The 17,762-nt window shown below is 51.3% G+C and carries 13 protein-coding genes and 1 tRNA gene; 1 reads left to right on the top strand and 13 read right to left on the bottom strand.

The annotated features are described in order from the left end of the window. Positions 1–91: 91 nt before the first annotated feature. The 12 genes from fusA to BQ7117_RS02370 form a co-directional block, all read right to left on the bottom strand. The gene (gene fusA, locus BQ7117_RS02425) at positions 92–2,215 is read right to left on the bottom strand and encodes an elongation factor G (RefSeq protein WP_073996031.1); all 2,124 of its coding nucleotides are present in this window, start codon (positions 2,213–2,215) and stop codon (positions 92–94) included. A 49-nt stretch (positions 2,216–2,264) separates the two neighbouring features. Beyond that, on the bottom strand, positions 2,265–2,735 hold the full coding sequence (gene rpsG, locus BQ7117_RS02420) for a 30S ribosomal protein S7 (protein WP_073996030.1): 471 nt from the start codon (positions 2,733–2,735) through the stop codon (positions 2,265–2,267). Further along, positions 2,735–3,109, bottom strand: coding sequence for a 30S ribosomal protein S12 (rpsL, locus tag BQ7117_RS02415; protein WP_073996029.1), 375 nt, complete (start codon positions 3,107–3,109; stop codon positions 2,735–2,737). Before rpsL ends, rpsG begins: the two co-directional genes overlap by 1 nt. Before the next feature lie 311 nt (positions 3,110–3,420). Next, on the bottom strand, positions 3,421–7,311 hold the full coding sequence (locus tag BQ7117_RS02410) for a DNA-directed RNA polymerase subunit beta' (RefSeq protein WP_073996942.1): 3,891 nt from the start codon (positions 7,309–7,311) through the stop codon (positions 3,421–3,423). 100 nt (positions 7,312–7,411) lie between these two features. After that, complete coding sequence (gene rpoB, locus BQ7117_RS02405; RefSeq protein ID WP_073996028.1) at positions 7,412–10,873, bottom strand: DNA-directed RNA polymerase subunit beta; 3,462 nt, start codon at positions 10,871–10,873, stop codon at positions 7,412–7,414. Between the two features lie 402 nt (positions 10,874–11,275). After that, positions 11,276–11,662 carry a 50S ribosomal protein L7/L12 gene (gene rplL / locus BQ7117_RS02400; RefSeq protein WP_073996027.1) on the bottom strand — a complete coding sequence of 129 codons (387 nt, stop codon included), beginning with the start codon at positions 11,660–11,662 and terminating at the stop codon, positions 11,276–11,278. Between the two features lie 57 nt (positions 11,663–11,719). Next, complete coding sequence (gene rplJ / locus BQ7117_RS02395; RefSeq protein WP_073996026.1) at positions 11,720–12,241, bottom strand: 50S ribosomal protein L10; 522 nt, start codon at positions 12,239–12,241, stop codon at positions 11,720–11,722. 314 nt (positions 12,242–12,555) lie between these two features. Further along, positions 12,556–13,263, bottom strand: coding sequence for a 50S ribosomal protein L1 (gene rplA, locus BQ7117_RS02390; protein ID WP_073996025.1), 708 nt, complete (start codon positions 13,261–13,263; stop codon positions 12,556–12,558). 89 nt (positions 13,264–13,352) lie between these two features. Further along, on the bottom strand, positions 13,353–13,787 hold the full coding sequence (rplK, locus tag BQ7117_RS02385; protein ID WP_073996024.1) for a 50S ribosomal protein L11: 435 nt from the start codon (positions 13,785–13,787) through the stop codon (positions 13,353–13,355). Positions 13,788–13,847: 60 nt separating this feature from the next. Further along, positions 13,848–14,564 (bottom strand): transcription termination/antitermination protein NusG, encoded by a 717-nt coding sequence (gene nusG / locus BQ7117_RS02380; RefSeq protein WP_084789823.1) that lies wholly within the window; start codon positions 14,562–14,564, stop codon positions 13,848–13,850. A gap of 41 nt (positions 14,565–14,605) precedes the next feature. Further along, complete coding sequence (secE, locus tag BQ7117_RS02375; RefSeq protein ID WP_073996023.1) at positions 14,606–14,854, bottom strand: preprotein translocase subunit SecE; 249 nt, start codon at positions 14,852–14,854, stop codon at positions 14,606–14,608. A gap of 50 nt (positions 14,855–14,904) precedes the next feature. Continuing rightward, a tRNA-Trp gene (locus BQ7117_RS02370) sits at positions 14,905–14,980 on the bottom strand. A 184-nt stretch (positions 14,981–15,164) separates the two neighbouring features. Between BQ7117_RS02370 and BQ7117_RS02365 the strand changes: the two genes are divergently transcribed. Next, entirely contained in the window at positions 15,165–16,370 is a 1,206-nt protein-coding gene (locus tag BQ7117_RS02365) for a pyridoxal phosphate-dependent aminotransferase (RefSeq protein WP_073996022.1), read from the top strand. An 81-nt stretch (positions 16,371–16,451) separates the two neighbouring features. Here the strand turns inward: BQ7117_RS02365 and BQ7117_RS02360 are convergent, their stop codons facing one another. Further along, positions 16,452–17,747 carry an aminoglycoside phosphotransferase family protein gene (locus tag BQ7117_RS02360; protein ID WP_143273951.1) on the bottom strand — a complete coding sequence of 432 codons (1,296 nt, stop codon included), beginning with the start codon at positions 17,745–17,747 and terminating at the stop codon, positions 16,452–16,454. Positions 17,748–17,762 lie beyond the last annotated feature (15 nt).

Below are 17,762 nucleotides of genomic sequence, written 5' to 3'. Positions count from 1 at the left end.
CAGCTTCTAGAATATGATATCTCAGATACCAATTCCATGGTTAAGTGAAATTCTACTGGTTGAATGTTTCTTTTGTAAATCGACCTGTAGCTCACTCGCCACGGGTTTTCTTAATAATTTCTTCGGCAATTGCCGACGGAACTTCTTGATATTTAGCGAACTGCATGGTGTACACAGCACGACCCTGCGTCTTAGAACGCAAATCGCCTACATAACCAAACATCTCGGAAAGCGGTACGAGAGCGCGGACGATCTTCACACCGGTAGCGTCCTCCATAGAAGAAATCTGCCCCCGGCGCGAGTTGAGATCGCCGATGACATCTCCCATGTACTCCTCCGGAGTACGGACTTCCACATCCATGATTGGCTCGAGGATGGTCGGTTTAGCACGCTTAATGCCTTCCCGGAATACCATCTGCCCAGCAATCTTGAATGCCATTTCCGAAGAATCCACATCGTGGTAAGCGCCGTCTTCCAGTGTAGCTTTTACACCCACCATGGGGAATCCGGCGAGGATGCCGTTCTCCATAGCCGACTGGATACCAGCATCTACCGACGGAATATATTCGCGCGGGATGCGCCCACCTGTAATCGAATCCACGAATTCGTAAGTAGCGCCTTCTTCGTTTTCCGGAAGCGGCTCGAAGGTGACGAGCACCTTTGCAAACTGCCCGGAACCACCGGTCTGCTTCTTGTGCGTGTATTCCACATGCTCGGCAGCAGCCCGAATAGTTTCGCGATAAGCAACCATAGGCGCACCTACATTTGCTTCTACCTTGAATTCTCTGCGCATACGGTCTACGAGAATATCCAAGTGGAGCTCGCCCATACCGCCAATTACTGTCTGCCCAGTTTCATCATCGAGCTTCACAGTAAAGGTCGGATCTTCTTCGGCCAGCTTCTGAATAGCCAGACCCAGCTTTTCCTGATCGCCCTTCGACTTCGGCTCAATAGCTACGTGAATCACTGGATCCGGGAAAGTCATGGATTCCAAAGAAATCAGATGCGCTGGATCGCAGAGAGTATCGCCGGTGGTGGTCTCTTTCAATCCCACTACCGCGTAAATATGCCCGGCGTGCGCCACGTCTACCGAATGCTCCTTATTGGAATGCATCTGGAAGATCTTGCTGATGCGCTCTTTCTTGCCCTTGGTGGCATTATAAGTCTGCCCGCCAGCCTCAATCTTTCCGGAGTATACCCGAATGTAGGTAAGACGCCCGAAGAAAGGATGAGCAGCAATCTTGAATGCCAAAGCGGAGAAAGGCTCGCTTTCGCTAGGCTTCCGCTCCAGCTCCACAGTCTCATCGCGCGGATCGGTGCCGTGTACGCAATCGATATCCAGCGGCGAAGGCAAGAAATCTACCACACCATCGAGTACCGGTTGAATACCGATATTCTTATAAGCAGAACCGCAATACACCGGGAATATCTCATTAGAGATAGTCAGGCGCCGAATCACCTTTTTCAGATCTTCTACTGCCGGTTCTTCGCCAGAAAGATATTGCTCAAGCAAATCTTCATCATTTTCGCATACTTGCTCAATCAGATCAGCCCGATACTGCTTAGCTTTCTCCAGTAAATCAGCCGGAATTTCTTCTTCGACTACCAACGAGCCGTAGGTCTTATTACCGTCTTTATCTTCTCCGGGGAAACGCAGCGCTTTCATGCTGAGCAAATCGATAACTCCCGCCAGATTGGATTCTGCTCCAATCGGCAGCTGCATTACCAAAGGCACCGCCTTGAGACGCTCTTTAATGGTCTTTACGGAAAACTCAAAATCCGCACCCATCTTATCCATCTTGTTGATGAAGCAGATACGCGGCACATTGTATTTATCCGCCTGCCGCCATACCGTCTCCGACTGGGGCTCTACGCCTTCTTTTCCGTCGAATACCGCTACCGCGCCATCGAGTACACGCAAAGAACGCTCCACTTCCACGGTGAAATCCACGTGGCCAGGGGTGTCAATAATGTTAATCTGGTTGTTCTTCCAGAAACAGGTCACAGCTGCGGAAGTAATAGTAATACCGCGCTCTTTCTCCTGCTCCATCCAGTCCGTAGTCGAAGCGCCGTCATGCGTTTCGCCTATCTTGTAGTTAATACCGGTATAAAAGAGGATGCGCTCAGTAGTCGTGGTTTTACCCGCGTCAATATGAGCCATAATGCCGATATTACGAACTTTCCGTAGATCAGAAAGTACCTTATATTCTGCCATATAAACAGACTCTCTCTTCTTTTTCTAAATGACTGCTAGGCAGCCGGGTTTACCAACGATAGTGAGCGAATGCCCGGTTAGATTCGGCCATACGATGAGTGTCTTCGCGCTTCTTCACTGCGCCACCCAAACCATTGGCCGCATCCATAATCTCATTCTGCAACCGCTCCAGCATGGTCTTTTCCCGCCGTAGCCGCGCATAATCTACCAACCACCGCAGTGCCAGGGTGGTAGCCCGATTTCCTTTTACTTCCATCGGCACCTGGTAAGTAGCACCGCCTACTCGGCGACCTTTCACTTCCAACTGCGGACGAATATTATCAACTGCGCGCTTCAAAACGGTCAAAGCATCCTGGCCGGTCTTTTCGGCTACCTGCTCTAGAGCTCCATACACAATACCTTGCGCAATAGATTTCTTGCCGTCAAGGAGCACTCGATTGATTAGCTTAGTGACTAGAGTCGAATCATAAACCGGATCGCCAATAACCGGACGTTTACGTACTGGGCCTTTACGTGGCATTACTTCTTCTCCTTCTTCGCACCATACTTAGAACGCGCCTGCACACGCCCTTTCACGCCCTGCGTGTCTAGAGCTCCACGGACGATATGGTAACGAACACCAGGAAGGTCTTTTACACGCCCGCCGCGCACTAACACAATGGAGTGCTCCTGCAGGTTATGCCCTTCGCCAGGAATATAAGCTGAAACCTCGATGCCAGAGGAAAGACGCACACGCGCCACCTTCCGCAAAGCTGAATTCGGTTTCTTCGGTGTAGTGGTGTAAACACGAGTGCATACTCCCCGTCGCTGCGGGCTGCCTTTGAGCGCGCGCGTGCTGGTGGCACTCGTCTTAGTGCTGCGTCCTTTACGGACCAGCTGCTGAATAGTTGGCACTATTTCTCCTGTTAGATTTGATTACTACTATCGAACAGCCCGCCTGCTCGAATGAACTTGCGCCGGAACAGACACCGTTCTCTTCCGACGTCCGATATTCCTCAAAAGTAGCAAAAACGGCAAAAGTTGATTTTTCGCCGAAATGCCCTAGAAAAGCAACGTGAGGAATGCCGAAACGGGCACCAACGTTAAGACTAACGTTTAAGCACTTATTCAGTCAAAGAAAGACGGCTATTTCACCACGTGGCACTACCCACATTCCCTATTTAGGAGGCGAAATAGCCGTCTTTTCTCATAAATTAGTGCAGATTTTAGAATCCGCCTCCGAATTCGTATCCCAGCGAAGCATCATAGTCATCTATTCCGCTATAGCCGTATACATCATCGAAAGGATCAAAATCGTTGCCAATAATATTATTAAGCTGCTCGTAATCGGCACGCGCTTCGGCAGTCGGCTCGACCTTCATTCCGTGCAGCTGTTCCATGCCGGTACCAGCCGGAATCAGCTTGCCCAAAATTACGTTCTCTTTCAGACCAGAAAGAGAATCTACCTTGGCGTTCAGTGCCGCCTCCGTCAATACCTTGGTGGTTTCCTGGAAGGAAGCTGCCGACAACCACGAATCGGTGGCCAAAGAAGCCTTGGTAATACCCATCAATTCCGGACGCCCGGAAGCTGGCCGGCCACCGGCAGCTAAGGCTGCCCGATTAGCATCTTCAAATGCCGTGACATCCACCAGTTCAGCCGGCAAGAAAGCGGTATCGCCAGAATCGAGCACCGTAACCCGCCGCAGCATCTGCCGCACGATAACCTCAATATGCTTATCGTGAATTTCTACACCCTGTGAGCGGTATACATGCTGTACTTCCGAAACTAGGTGCAGTTGCGCGCTGCGCCGACCCGAAATACGCAATACTTTCTTCGGATCAATCGAGCCTTCTACCAACTGCTGACCTACTTCTACCTGTGCTCCTTCTGGCACCAGCAGCTTCGCCCGCTTGCTCACGAGATAAGTGAGATCCTCATCCCCATCATCTCGCTTAATGGTCAGACGCCGCGAACGCTCGAGATCTTCAATCTCTAGCTTGCCCGCTGCTTCTGCCAAAGGCGCTTCGCCCTTGGGAGTACGCGCTTCGAAAAGCTCCTGTACACGTGGAAGACCCTGGGTAATATCCTCCGCAGAAGCCGCTCCACCCGTATGGAAAGTACGCATCGTCAGCTGGGTACCCGGCTCACCAATAGACTGTGCAGCAATAATACCTACTGCTTCACCGATATCTACCAGCTTTCCAGTGGCGAGAGAACGCCCGTAGCACATGGCACAAGTACCGACGCGCGATGCACAGGTGAGCACGGAACGCACGCTAATTTCCGAAATTCCGGCCGCCGCCAACTTCTCCAGCGCAACGTCGCCAATATCCGTATTAGCTTCCACAATCACATTGCCGTCTTTATCGACCGCATCTTTGGCCAAGGTACGCGCATAGACGGAAGTATCGATATCCTCCGAAAGTACCTGCTTACCATTCTCATCCGTGACTAAAATCTGCTTAGTAAGCCCGCGGGTAGTGCCGCAATCAGCTTCGCGCACGATCACATCTTGGGCTACGTCTACCAGACGCCGCGTCAAATAACCAGAATCGGCAGTACGCAAAGCCGTATCGGCCAAGCCTTTACGAGCACCGTGCGTAGCAGTGAAGTATTCCAGAGCCGAGAGGCCTTCCCGATAATTAGATTTAATCGGGCGCGGAATAATTTCGCCGTTCGGATCAGCCACCAGGCCACGCATTCCTGCCACCTGGCGAATCTGCATCCAGTTACCACGTGCACCAGAAGATACCATCTGATTGATGTTGTTCCAATCGTCGAACTGATCGCGCATTTCGTCGGCAATAGTATCGGTTACATCCGTCCAGAGCGCCACCAAATCTTTTCGCCGGTCTTCGTCGCGAATATTTCCTTCTTGGAATTCCATCTCAATCTGAGCGGCTTTCTTCTCTGCCTTTTCCAGAATCTCCGCTTTATTTTCCGGAACTTTCACATCGGAAACGGCAATGGTTACGCCGGAACGGCCACCCCAGAAGAACCCAGTTGCTTTCAGAGCATCCAAAGAGGCTCCCACATCTACCTTCGGATACCGCTCTGCCAATTCGTTCACAATTGTGCCGAGCGTCTTCTTATCCACGATGCGATTTACAAAGGGGAAAAGTGGCGGTAACGCCGCATTGAAGAGCGTACGCCCATAGGTGGTCTCCAATAAAATTGGATCACCTTCGCTGTAACCCTCTGGTGCTTGCCAATCGCGCGGCACCACAATTTCATCAGCAGAGAAGCGAATATGCACTTTGGCATTCAGATCTAGTTCTCCGAGATCATAGGCCATTTCCGCTTCGGCTAAGGAACTGAAGTAACGCCCTTCCCCTTTTCCGCCTTCCCGCAGCAAGGTCAGCGCATACATTCCCAGAATCATATCCTGGGAAGGCACGGTGACGGGGCGGCCATCCGAAGGCTTCAAGATATTATTTGCTGAGAGCATCAGCACCCGCGCCTCAGCTTGAGCTTCTACCGAAAGTGGTAAATGCACAGCCATCTGGTCGCCGTCGAAATCGGCGTTAAAAGCCGAGCAGACGAGCGGATGGAGGCGAATCGCTTTTCCTTCTACCAGTTGCGGCTCAAAGGCCTGAATGCCGAGCCGGTGCAAAGTAGGAGCACGGTTCAACAGTACCGGATGCTCTTTAATTACTTCTTCCAGTACGTCGAATACCTCAACCCGCTGGCGCTCAATTAAACGCTTAGCTGCTTTGATATTCTTCGCCAGCTCTAGATCCACTAGCCGCTTCTGCACGAAGGGCTTGAATAGCTCCAAAGCCATCGTCTTCGGCAAACCGCATTGATGCAGCTTCAAGCTGGGCCCGACCACGATTACGGAACGCCCGGAGTAATCCACGCGCTTTCCAAGCAGATTCTGCCGGAAACGACCCTGCTTACCTTTGAGCATGTCGGAGATAGATTTCAAGGGGCGGTTGCCAGCTCCTTGCACCGGACGACCTCGCCGACCGTTATCGAAAAGTGCATCCACTGCTTCTTGCAGCATACGCTTTTCGTTATTGACCATAATCTCCGGCGCATTCAAATCAATCATGCGCTTTAAGCGATTATTCCGGTTAATTACCCGCCGATATAAATCATTCAAATCAGAAGTGGCGAAACGCCCGCCATCCAGCTGCACCATCGGGCGCAAATCCGGTGGAATCACCGGAATGGCATCCAGCACCATAGCTTCCGGCTTCGTATTGGACTGCAAAAAGGCATTTACCACTTTAATGCGCTTTAATGCCCGCGTTTTCCGCTGCGAAGTACCCGTCTCAATCTGCTCTACTAAGTGATCATGCTCTGCTTGCAAATCGAAATCACGCAAGCGGCGCTGTACCGCTTCTGCACCTCGATAAGCAGCAAAATAATCGCCCCAGCGCGCTTCCATCGCCCGGTAGATTTCTTCGTCGCCTTCCAGGTCGCCTACCTTTAGTTTGGTAAATTTATCCCAAACCGCTGCTAGCCGCTCTAGATCTTGCTCATAGCGCCGGCGAATATGGCGAGTTTCGCTTTCTGCACCTCGCTTAATCTTCGCCCGTGTAGCTGCATCTTCCGTAGCGGCCTGCGCGAGAGCTTCTTCTTCCGCTTTTAGCGACTTTTCCACCGCTAAATCGCGCTCTTTTTCCAGATTCTTATATTCCAGCTCATATTCGGCAGTCAAATCCGGCATATCGTCATGCCGCCGCTGCTCATCAACTTCCGTAACCATATAGGCAGCGAAATAAATTACCTTCTCTAAATCTTTTGGAGCTAAATCCAAAAGATATCCTAAACGGGAAGGCACGCCTTTGAAGTACCAGATATGTGTAACTGGAGCTGCTAATTCAATATGCCCCATCCGCTCGCGGCGTACCTTCGAGCGCGTTACTTCCACTCCGCAGCGTTCACAGACTATCCCCTTGTAGCGAGGGCGCTTGTACTTACCACAAGCACACTCCCAATCCCGGGTCGGCCCGAAAATTTGCTCTCCGAAAAGACCGTCTTTTTCCGGCTTCAGAGTGCGGTAATTGATAGTTTCTGGCTTCGTGACCGAGCCATAAGACCATTCTCTAATCTGTTCTGATGTGGCCAGCGAAATTTGGAGCTGATCAAATAGATTGACGTCGAGCAAGATTCCTACTTCCAAAGTTTCTTTTTACGCCGGTATTACTTCTTTTATCTAGCGGAAGCGGGCAGTGGGCGTTTTAACTGCCCGTTTCCGATGATCTGACCTAGAAGTCAGCTCCTGTCTGCAAATCTTCTAAGCCGGTGCTTATTCCTGCCGACTGCGGAGGCCGGAAAGCATCTTCATCTGCATCTTGCAAAGAAATTGGATTACCTACGGTATCCAATGCTTCTACATTCAAGCAGAGGGAGCGCATTTCCTGTACCAATACCTTGAAGGATTCCGGAATACCGGGCTCCTGGATATTATCGCCTTTCACAATGGCTTCATATACCTTGACGCGGCCGACCGTATCGTCGGACTTCACCGTCAGCATTTCTTGGAGAGTATGCGAAGCGCCGTAAGCCTCCAGCGCCCACACTTCCATCTCGCCGAAACGCTGCCCGCCGAATTGAGCTTTTCCACCCAACGGCTGCTGCGTAACCATCGAATAAGGACCAGTAGAACGCGCGTGAATCTTATCATCCACTAAGTGATGCAGCTTCAGCATGTACATATAGCCTACGGAAACCGGCTCGGGGAATGGATCGCCTGTGCGGCCGTCGAAGAGCCGCGCCTTGCCATCCTGATTCACCAGATGCTTTCCTTCTTCATTCGGGAGCGTGCAGCCTAATAAACCACGCAGCTCATCCGAAAGCACGCCGTCGAACACTGGAGTAGCGATATTTTGCCGACCCTCAGTCTTCACTGCCGCATCCGGAATCCGCCAGGCCCATTCTTCGCCGTTTTCGCGCGCCGCCGTGGCATCCCAGCCTTGCGAAGCTACCCAGCCTAAGTGCAATTCGAATACCTGCCCGAGGTTCATACGGGAAGGCACACCCAACGGATTCAAAACGATATCTACCGGAGTGCCGTCTTCCATGAAGGGCATATCCTCAATCGGCAGAATACGGGAAATTACGCCTTTATTACCGTGCCGGCCGGCCATCTTATCGCCCACCGTAATCTTACGGCGCTGCGCCACGTGTACCCGTACCGTCTGTAATACGTCCGAAGGAAGTTCATCGTGATTCTCGGCCGAGAACTCTTTAATACCAATTACGATTCCTTCTTGGCCGTGCGGTACCCGCAAAGAGGTATCCCGTACTTCCTTCGCCTTTTCACCGAAGATAGCACGCAGTAAGCGCTCTTCGCTCGTCAGCTCGGTCTCACCTTTCGGAGTAATCTTGCCGACCAGAATATCACCCGCGGTCACTTCAGCTCCGATGCGAATAATGCCTCGCTCATCTAAATGGGAAAGCATTTCTTCCGAAACATTTGGAATATCGCGCGTAATCTCTTCCGGTCCGAGCTTCGTATCTCGCGCATCTACCTCATATTCTTCAATATGAATAGAAGTGAGTAAATCTTCTGACTGGCAACGCTGCGAAAGCACTACCGCGTCCTCGTAGTTATAGCCGTTCCAGGCCATAAAAGCTACCAATAGATTCTGCCCAAGTGCGAGTTCGCCGCCATCTGTAGCCGGCCCATCGGCAATAAGAGAACCAGCTTCTAGCCGATCTCCTTCACAAACTGCTACTCGTTGATTGGTGCAGTTACCTGGGTTAGAACGCTCGAATTTTGCCAGTTTGTATACGCGCCGGTTGCCGTCATCTTCTTCTACGCAAACCGCACTAGCGGATACTTCGGTAACTACTCCCGGAGCTAAAGCGACGGTGACGTCGCCCGCATCGACTGCTACACGCGCTTCCATGCCGGTGCCTACTAGTGGCGCAACTGGCCGCAGTAACGGCACAGCCTGCCGCTGCATGTTAGCACCCATCAGGGCTCGGTTCGCATCGTCATGCTCTAGGAACGGAATCATCGCCGTACCTACCGAGCACATTTGCCGAGCAGATACGTCAATATAACCCACTTCTTCCGGAGGCACTAAGGCTGGCTCTCCACCGGGGAGACGCACCAGGACTTCTTCATCTACGAAACGACCTTCGTCATCTAACTCTGCCGCCGCCTGCGCTACTGTGTAGTAATCTTCATCAGCTGCATCGAGATAATCAATCTGGTCGGTGACTTTCCCATCTACTACTTTCCGGTAAGGAGTTTCGATGAAACCGAAAGAATTTACCCGGGCAAAGGCCGCCAGCGATCCAATTAGACCAATGTTCGGGCCTTCTGGGGTTTCAATCGGACACATTCTTCCGTAGTGAGAGGGATGCACATCTCGCACTTCCATAGAAGCACGATCGCGTGCCAAACCACCCGGCCCGAGAGCCGAGAGACGCCGCCGATGGGTCAAACCAGCTAAGGGGTTATTCTGATCCATGAACTGCGAAAGCTGCGAAGTGCCGAAGAATTCTTTAATTGCCGCAACGATTGGGCGGATATTAATTAGCGAAGACGGCGTAATCGCTTCTGCTTCCTGGGTGGTCATACGCTCCCGCACCATCCGGTCTAAGCGAGAAAGGCCGGTGCGTACCTGATTCTGAATCAACTCGCCCACCGCGCGAATACGCCGATTTCCAAAGTGATCGATATCGTCGGTTTCCACAATTACGGCCGGTAAATCTGGAGAATTAGTAATTTCTTTTTCTCCCGCGTGCAGTGCGAGCAGATAACGCAGCGTAGCAGTAATATCGCTTATTTTCAGCTGCCGCGTGGTATTCGGCTCTGCAATGCCCAGCTTCTTATTTATCTTGTAGCGCCCGACCTTAGTCAGATCATAGCGCTTCGAGTTGAAGTAAAAATTCCGTAGTAAATTGCGGCCAGATTCAGCTGTAGGCGGTTCACCCGGGCGCAACTTCCGGTATAGATCGCGCAGGGCTTCTTCCTGCGTTTCTACGGTATCTTTTTCTAAAGTCTCAATCAGTACGGGGTAATCGGCGAATTCTTCGCGAATTTCCGCTTCGCTCATTCCCAGCGCCCGCAAGAATACGGTAGCCGACTGCTTCCGCTTCCGGTCTATCCGCACTCCTACCGCGTCTTTTTTGTCGATTTCAAATTCCAGCCAAGCTCCGCGCGAAGGAATAATCTTCGTGGAATAGATGAGCTTATCAGTCGCCTTATCCTCCGCGTACTCAAAATATACGCCCGGGGAGCGCACCAGCTGGGATACCACAACTCGCTCAGTACCGTTGACAATAAAAGTACCTTGCGGGGTCATCAGCGGGAAATCGCCGATGAAAGTGGTCTGCGATTTGATCTCTTCTGTTTCATAATTCTGAAACTCCGCCGTCACGTACAGTGACGCCGAATAGGTCAAATCCTTATCTTTACATTCAGCAATAGAAGCTTTTTCCTCTTCCAAATGCGGATTCGACATCACCAGCCCCATAGTGCGGGCGGTGTTCTCGATAGGAGATATCTCTTCGAATATCTCTTCTAAACCTGATTTTTCACCTGGGTGCTCGGCTCGCCACTTTTCGGAGCCAATCAGCCAGCCGTAGGATTCCCGCTGAATATTAAGCAGATCGGGAACCGCCATCGGTTCAGTTAGTTTTGCAAATGAAATACGGTCGGCAACTAGTTTGCCGTCTTTAACACTAGATCTAGAGGTGCGCGAAGCAGCCAAAGGTAATTCCTTCCCTGGGTTCCGGTAAGGCTATGAAAAGCAGCTCAGCACAGGACGCGCCGATATACTGCACAAGTTTTAAATCTACCGAAAAAGGGTGAAATAGTCTACCCCTACCCGTGTGGAAGGGGTCACGACACCTCATGTCCGGCTAATCCTCGAAGCTCCAAGCAGCGGTCGCAGCCATCTGGTTTCATCGATATAACCGGAATTTAACTGGTCAAGTTTTTCCAAAGGAAAACTTCTTTGACCGTTTATGACCTTCTCATAAAAGAGCCGTCAGTGCAAGTCTCCCCGCGGTGGGTTGTGGAAGTAAAAATTCCTGGAAATAGAAAATCGGGAACTGGCTAATTTGCCAATTCCCGATTCTCAACTCAAGAACAGTTATATGCTGCGCTTGCCTTACTTCACGGTAACGGTGGCGCCGGCTGCTTCGAGCTGCTCCTTCGCCTTTTCGGCGGTTTCCTTGTTCACACCTTCGAGGAGTGCCTTCGGAGCGGAATCTACCAGTTCCTTAGCTTCCTTCAACCCGAGCGGGGTAAGGGCGCGTACTTCCTTAATTACCTGAATCTTCTTATCGCCAGCTGCTTCGATGATGACGTCAAATTCGTCTTTCTCTTCTGCAGCAGCAGCATCTCCACCAGCAGCAGCCGGAGCAGCAGCTACGGCTACCGGAGCGCTAGCTTCTACTTCAAATTCTTCTTCAAACTTCTTTACGAAATCATTGAGCTCTACTAAGGTCAGTTCCTTAAAAGCATCAATCAGCTCTTCAACACTGAGCTTGGCCATGATTGACCGTCCTTCCTTTGCCTACGCGAGGCTGTTTATTTTTGAGTTGTTTCTACCTTAAGCGGCAGTTTCCTGCTTCTCGCGCAGGGCATCTACAGTGCGCACCGTCTTAACCAACGGAGCATTAATTACATTCGCTGCCTTGTACAGCGAAGCCTTGAGTACACCAGCCGTCTTAGCCAGCAATACTTCGCGGGATTCGAGATCGGCAAGCTTCTTGACACCTTCAGCATCTAAGAAGTTACCTTCCAATACTCCAGCTTTCACTACGAGAGCTGGATTATCTTTTGTAAACTCCTTCAGAGCCTTAGCTGCGGAAGCGACATCGCCGGTGACGAAGGCCAGCGCAGTCGGACCTACGAGAGAATCTGAGAGAGCCTCGTATCCAACTTCTTGGGCAGCAATACGAGCCAGCGTATTCTTAGCCACTTTGTACTGGGCATCGGCTCCTAGAGAGCGACGCAGAGTTTTGAGCTGCTGTACAGTCAAACCCCGGTACTCAGTCACCAGAACTGCTGTAGACTCCCGGAAATTATCCGAAAGCGCTGCAATTGCTGCAGATTTGTCGGCCCTTTTCATGGGACCTCCTTCCGATTCATTGCCGCAATTAAAGCAAACAAAAAGCCTCCGCGGCACGCGAAGGCTTATCCGGATAAAAACCGGTAAAATTTCCGTGCCTGCGCGGGCCTCTATCTGAGCTTTATCCCGTCTAAAACGGGAGACCTGCGGTCTTGGGCAAATATAAGGATATAAAAACTGTAGGCAGCCAGCAAGAAAATACTGCCTTTCGTGAGAGATGCAACAGGGCGACCGGTTCCGGCCGCCCTGTCAAATGCTTATCGCAAATTCTCACTTATATATGCAGTACTTAACTACCAGCTTTTTCAGCTCCCTTAAGCTACTGCTGGCTTCACTAGCGCGGCCAGATCCAGAGGAATTCCCGGCCCCATCGTGGTAGAAACAGTAGCTTTAAGAATATAGCGACCTTTCGAAGAAGCGGGCTTTAGGCGCTTAATTTCTTGGACAGCTGCCCAGAAATTTTCCTGCAGCTGCGCCGCATCAAAAGAGGTATTGCCAATAATGAAAGGCATATTTCCGTGCTTATCCACCCGGAACTCGATTCGGCCTCCCTTAATATCGGCTACTGCCTTGGCCGTATCCATAGTTACAGTACCCGTCTTCGGGTTAGGCATTAACCCGCGGGGGCCTAATACCCGCCCGAGGCGCCCGACCTTACCCATCATATCGGGAGTAGCTACCGCCGCATCGAAATCAGTCCAGCCACCTGCGACTTTTTCAATGAGTTCGGTATCGCCCACTTCATCGGCTCCAGCCTCTAAAGCAGCTTTCGCTTTATCGCCAGCTGCGAATACGATTACGCGCGCCGTCTTACCCGTGCCGTGCGGCAAAGATACCGTGCCGCGCACCATCTGATCGGCTTTCCGTGGGTCTACACCTAAGCGGAACATTACTTCCACCGTGGAATCAAATTTAGTTACAGAAGTTTTTTTCGCTAAATCTAGCGCCTCTTCTACGGAGTACTTCTCCCCCGCCTGAATAAGCTCACTAGCTTTGCGATACTTCTTTGAGCGCTTTGCCATTCTGCTTCTCCTTAATTTTGCAGTTGTGGTAAACGAGCCAGCTCCGGGCCCTACCACGACGTCAAAAGACGCCTGCCTCTTACGAGACTTTAAATATTGTCAGTTGTGATACCCATAGACCGGGCAGTTCCGGCAATAATGCGTGCCGCATTATCGATATCGTTAGCGTTCAAATCCGGCTCTTTCAGCTTGGCGATTTCCCGCAACTGATCTGCACTCACGTGCCCAACCTTATCGGTATGCGGAGTGCCGGAGCCCTTCTTAATTCCCGCCGCTTTCTTCAACAAATCCGCAGCGGGCGGAGTTTTGGTCACAAAGGTAAACGAACGATCTTCGTATACCGTAATCTCTACCGGAACCACATTTCCGCGCATAGATTCAGTGGCCGCATTATAGGCGTTGCAGAACTCCATAATATTCACGCCGTGCTGACCCAAAGCAGGGCCGACCGGCGGAGCTGGATTCGCAGCACCTGCTTGAATTTGCAGTTTAATAAGTCCTGCAACTTTCTTCTTCGGTGGCATATTAATCCTTTACTTAATTAAATGAACCGCTACCTGGCAATAGCAGCGGGCGCCGCCGCGCTAGTCCATCTTCTGTACTTGCGCGAACGACAAATCGACCGGGGTTTCCTGGCCGACAAGCGTCATGAGTACGGTAAGCCGCTGGTTTACCGCATCAACTTGAGAAATTGTAGCGGGCATTCCTACCCACGGCTCAGTGGTAAGGGTCACAGTCTCGCCTACTTCGTATTCAGTTACGAGCTCCGGAGCTCCCACTTTCACTGGTTTACCAGCAGCAACAGCTTCTTTAGCTGCTTTCTGCTCTACGAGCGGGGTGAACATCTCCACAACTTCGTCAGCGGTCAAAGCCACTGGCTCGCGACCATTGCCTACAAAGCCGGTGACGCCGTTAGTATCTTTCACTACCCGCCAAGATTCATCCGTGAGATCCATGCGCACTAGAGCATAACCAGGCATCCGCACCCGCGATATAACCTTGTTTTGCCCCTTCTTCACTTCTATGAACTCTTCCATCGGTACTTCGATTTGGAAAATATAATCTTCCATATTCATAGAGTGAATACGCGTCTCTAAGTCTTGCTTTACGCGCTTTTCATAACCGGAATAAGTATGCAGCACATACCAACGCCCGGGGAGACCCCGCAATTGCGCACGGATACTTTCCGCCGTCACTTCTTCCGGCTGATTTTCCGCACCCGCAGCGTTCTCTGCATTCTCCGCTTGCGCAGCGGCAGCTGCTTCCGCTTCTAAATTTTCCGCGGCGGTGTTTTCCGACATTTTCCCTGCTTCCTGCAAACTAAATAGAATTCCGGCTCAGTTTAACCGAATACCCAGAAGACCATCTTGCTGAATACTACGTCTACCAAACCGACAAAAATCATAATCACAATTAAGAAAGAGATAACCGTGAGAAACATATTCCACAGCTCCTCCGCCGTAGGGCGCTGCACTTTTTTGAATTCGGCAATTACTTCTTTGAAAAAAGTAATAATGCGCGTAAAAATGCTCGCCTTGCGCGGCGGCGCAGCAGGCGAAGAATGCCCTTTCGCTCCTACTACGTTATCCACGATATATCCTCTCTAAAACTGAAAATAATTCTCCTGCAGAATCACCTTCTTGGCAGGGTAGGAGGGACTCGAACCCACAACCGCCGGTTTTGGAGACCGGTGCGCTACCAATTGCGCCACTACCCTATAGTCGGCAGGCATATTCTATTATGCCCGATGCAGCTGTAAATTTTCCACAGCAATACACAGCTTGAACAAGCCTAGTCGGCTTTACCGGCAGCTGGCAATTTTCTGCCCGAAGCGTGCTGTATTTCTCACCTCTTCGCCTTGTATCATGCCCTCTGCTAAGAATTTGTGACACCATAGAAGCATGAGTAATACTACAGTAACCCGGCGGGTATCGGCCCGCCTTGGCGCATTAAAAGAATCAGCTACTCTCGCCGTCGACGCGAAAGCTAAAGCCCTAAAGGCGGCCGGAAAACCCGTAATTGGCTTCGGAGCCGGTGAGCCGAATTTTCCTACTCCAGATTTTATAGTAGAAGCCGCACTCGCCGCCGCCCGCGATCCCCGTAATCATAAATACACTCCAGCAAAGGGCCTCCCGGAGCTACGGGAAGCAATCGTGGCAAAAACAGCGCGCGATTCCGGAGTAAAAATAGACGCCAATAACGTAGTAGTAACTAACGGCGGAAAACAAGCAGTTTTCGAAGCCTTTGCCGCTTTAGTAGACCCCGGTGACGAAGTAATTTTACCCGCTCCTTATTGGACCACCTATCCCGAGGTAATTCGCCTGTGCGGCGGCACTCCGGTAGAAGTATTTGCCGGTTCTGCCCAAGGCTATAAGGTCAGCATCGAACAATTAGAGGCCGCTCGGAGCGCAAAGACCAAAGCGCTGCTCCTCTGCTCCCCCTCTAATCCAACCGGAGCAGTCTATAGCGCAGAAGAAATCCGCGCTCTTGGCAAATGGGCTTTAGAGCACGGCATCTGGATTATAAGCGATGAAATTTATGAGCATTTAGTCTACCAAGGGCAGCCAGCTTATATTCTGGCCGAAGTACCGGAACTAGCCGATCAAACCCTCGTAGTAAATGGGGTAGCTAAGACCTACGCGATGACGGGGTGGCGCGTTGGTTGGATTTATGGTCCGGCCGATGTGATGAAGCAGGTAGCTAATTTCCAATCGCATATCACTTCCAATGTGAATAACGTGGCGCAACGGGCTGCGTTAGCGGCATTGAACGGCGATCAGAGCGTGGTAGAAGAAATGCGCCAAGCATTTGATAGACGCCGGCAAACTATTGTGAAAATGCTACGCGAAATTCCGCAACTCGATGTGCCGGAACCGACCGGAGCTTTTTACGTATTCCCGAATGTAGAAGGGCTATTAAATAAAGAATTTGCTGGTAAAAAAGCTACAAGTAGTAGTGAATTAGCTGCCTTGATTCTGGAAGAAGCAGAGGTAGCAGTAGTGCCAGGCGAAGCTTTCGGAGCCCCCGGCTATATTCGCCTAGGATATGCACTCTCGGATGAGGACTTAGTAGCTGGAATTACCCGCTTGCAAAAACTATTTTGCTGAACGAATGGAAAGCCGCACAGCGGAGAGCAAATAAAGCCCGGCCGGCAAAATAGGAGCTGGAATCTAGAAATAGACGAAGCCTTATTTCCCCGGTATATAAGCCTTATTTCCCCGCTGCAAAGCAAAAGCGGCAGCAATCCACTCTTCCGTGATGCGGAGGCGCGCCTGTGCCTCCGCATCACTATTTTTTCCTAAATGCGTATTTTTTCGCGCTCCCGCAATTAAAGAAAGCGTCACCCCAGCGGCGGCCGCTGCGAGCGCCACCCCGTCTTCCCATTGCGAAATTTCGCTAAACCAGAGCGGAAGCAACTGCGGCACTTGCGGATAGAGGCGCGGTGCCAGCTGATAGAGCACCGACATATGCCCTAGCAGACAACCCCAGTCGTATACCCGCCGGCCCGGACCGAGCGAATCTAAATCTAATAACCCAGTCACCTGCCCGCGCTGCGGATCGATACAGATATTGGCTTCATAAAAATCGCCGTGCACTGGAGCAAGCGGGCCTAGATCCGCCAATCGAAGCAGCGCCCGAATATCTGCCGCGGCCTGGCGGCATCGCTGCGCCTCCGCCGGCAAGCGCAAAGCTGCCGCCACTCCGTAATGTTCACATTTTTCCGCCCATGCCGGGCGCGGCGGAAAATCCATCACCTCTGCTGGCAGAGATTCTAACGCCTCGTGCAAACTTTGCAGAGTATCTTCCAAACCATTCGGCAAGAGAGTAGCACGCGTTATAAAGTAACGAGCCAGCGAAATTCCCGGCACCGCCGTCATGAGTACTAAACCCGGTGCCGTGCGAAAAACCTGCGGAGCACCTCCGGGGAATTTCTCCATCACCCGCAGGCGTCTTTCTAAATCAGTTTGCCGCGCGGGGCAAATTACTTTTCCATACAGCGGTGCGGCCTGCTGCCTATCAATCCGGAAAATTGCGCGGCGGGTAGGACGATATCCCAGTAGTTCCAAATCCACGGATTCTCCTAGGAAAGCGCTCATTTTTTGCTGATTACAAGCTAAGGGCAAAGCTGGCAACTCTGGATCAGCCGGATATTCCCAGACTTTAACTTCTAAATCCCCCAACCGGAGCTTTTTTGCCGCTACTCGCTGCAGATGCTTATCAGAGATATTCCCAGTGGAAGCCACCATATAGATACTGCGCCGTTCCCGCGCAGCCGTATCGTCTACTATTACGCTATATCCCACCGAAACGCCTGCTCCGGGGCGATGGTGAATCCGGTGTACTTTCCAAGAGCGCACTACCACATCTGCCTCGCAGCACATACGCAGCATATCGCCAGCCTGCTCCTGCAATAAGCTAAGCGCCCGCCGTTCGGCTCTTTCCTGCATACTCTTCACCACATATCTATTTATAGAGATGTTCACTGCTTTTTCCAAATG

The organism is Arcanobacterium urinimassiliense (assembly GCF_900119495.1).
GTDB lineage: Bacteria > Actinomycetota > Actinomycetes > Actinomycetales > Actinomycetaceae > Arcanobacterium_A > Arcanobacterium_A urinimassiliense.
This window is presented reverse-complemented; position numbering and strand designations above follow the sequence as displayed.

What these genes read in the sequence shown, in the direction of transcription:
- fusA (WP_073996031.1), bottom strand. Translation starts at nt 2,215, where the DNA reads ATGGCAGAATATAAGGTACTTTCTGATCTACGGAAAGTTCGTAATATC.
- rpsG (WP_073996030.1), bottom strand. Translation starts at nt 2,735, where the DNA reads ATGCCACGTAAAGGCCCAGTACGTAAACGTCCGGTTATTGGCGATCCG.
- rplL (WP_073996027.1), bottom strand. Translation starts at nt 11,662, where the DNA reads ATGGCCAAGCTCAGTGTTGAAGAGCTGATTGATGCTTTTAAGGAACTG.
- rplJ (WP_073996026.1), bottom strand. Translation starts at nt 12,241, where the DNA reads ATGAAAAGGGCCGACAAATCTGCAGCAATTGCAGCGCTTTCGGATAAT.
- rplA (WP_073996025.1), bottom strand. Translation starts at nt 13,263, where the DNA reads ATGGCAAAGCGCTCAAAGAAGTATCGCAAAGCTAGTGAGCTTATTCAG.
- rplK (WP_073996024.1), bottom strand. Translation starts at nt 13,787, where the DNA reads ATGCCACCGAAGAAGAAAGTTGCAGGACTTATTAAACTGCAAATTCAA.
- nusG (WP_084789823.1), bottom strand. Translation starts at nt 14,564, where the DNA reads ATGTCGGAAAACACCGCCGCGGAAAATTTAGAAGCGGAAGCAGCTGCC.
- BQ7117_RS02365 (WP_073996022.1), top strand. Translation starts at nt 15,165, where the DNA reads ATGAGTAATACTACAGTAACCCGGCGGGTATCGGCCCGCCTTGGCGCA.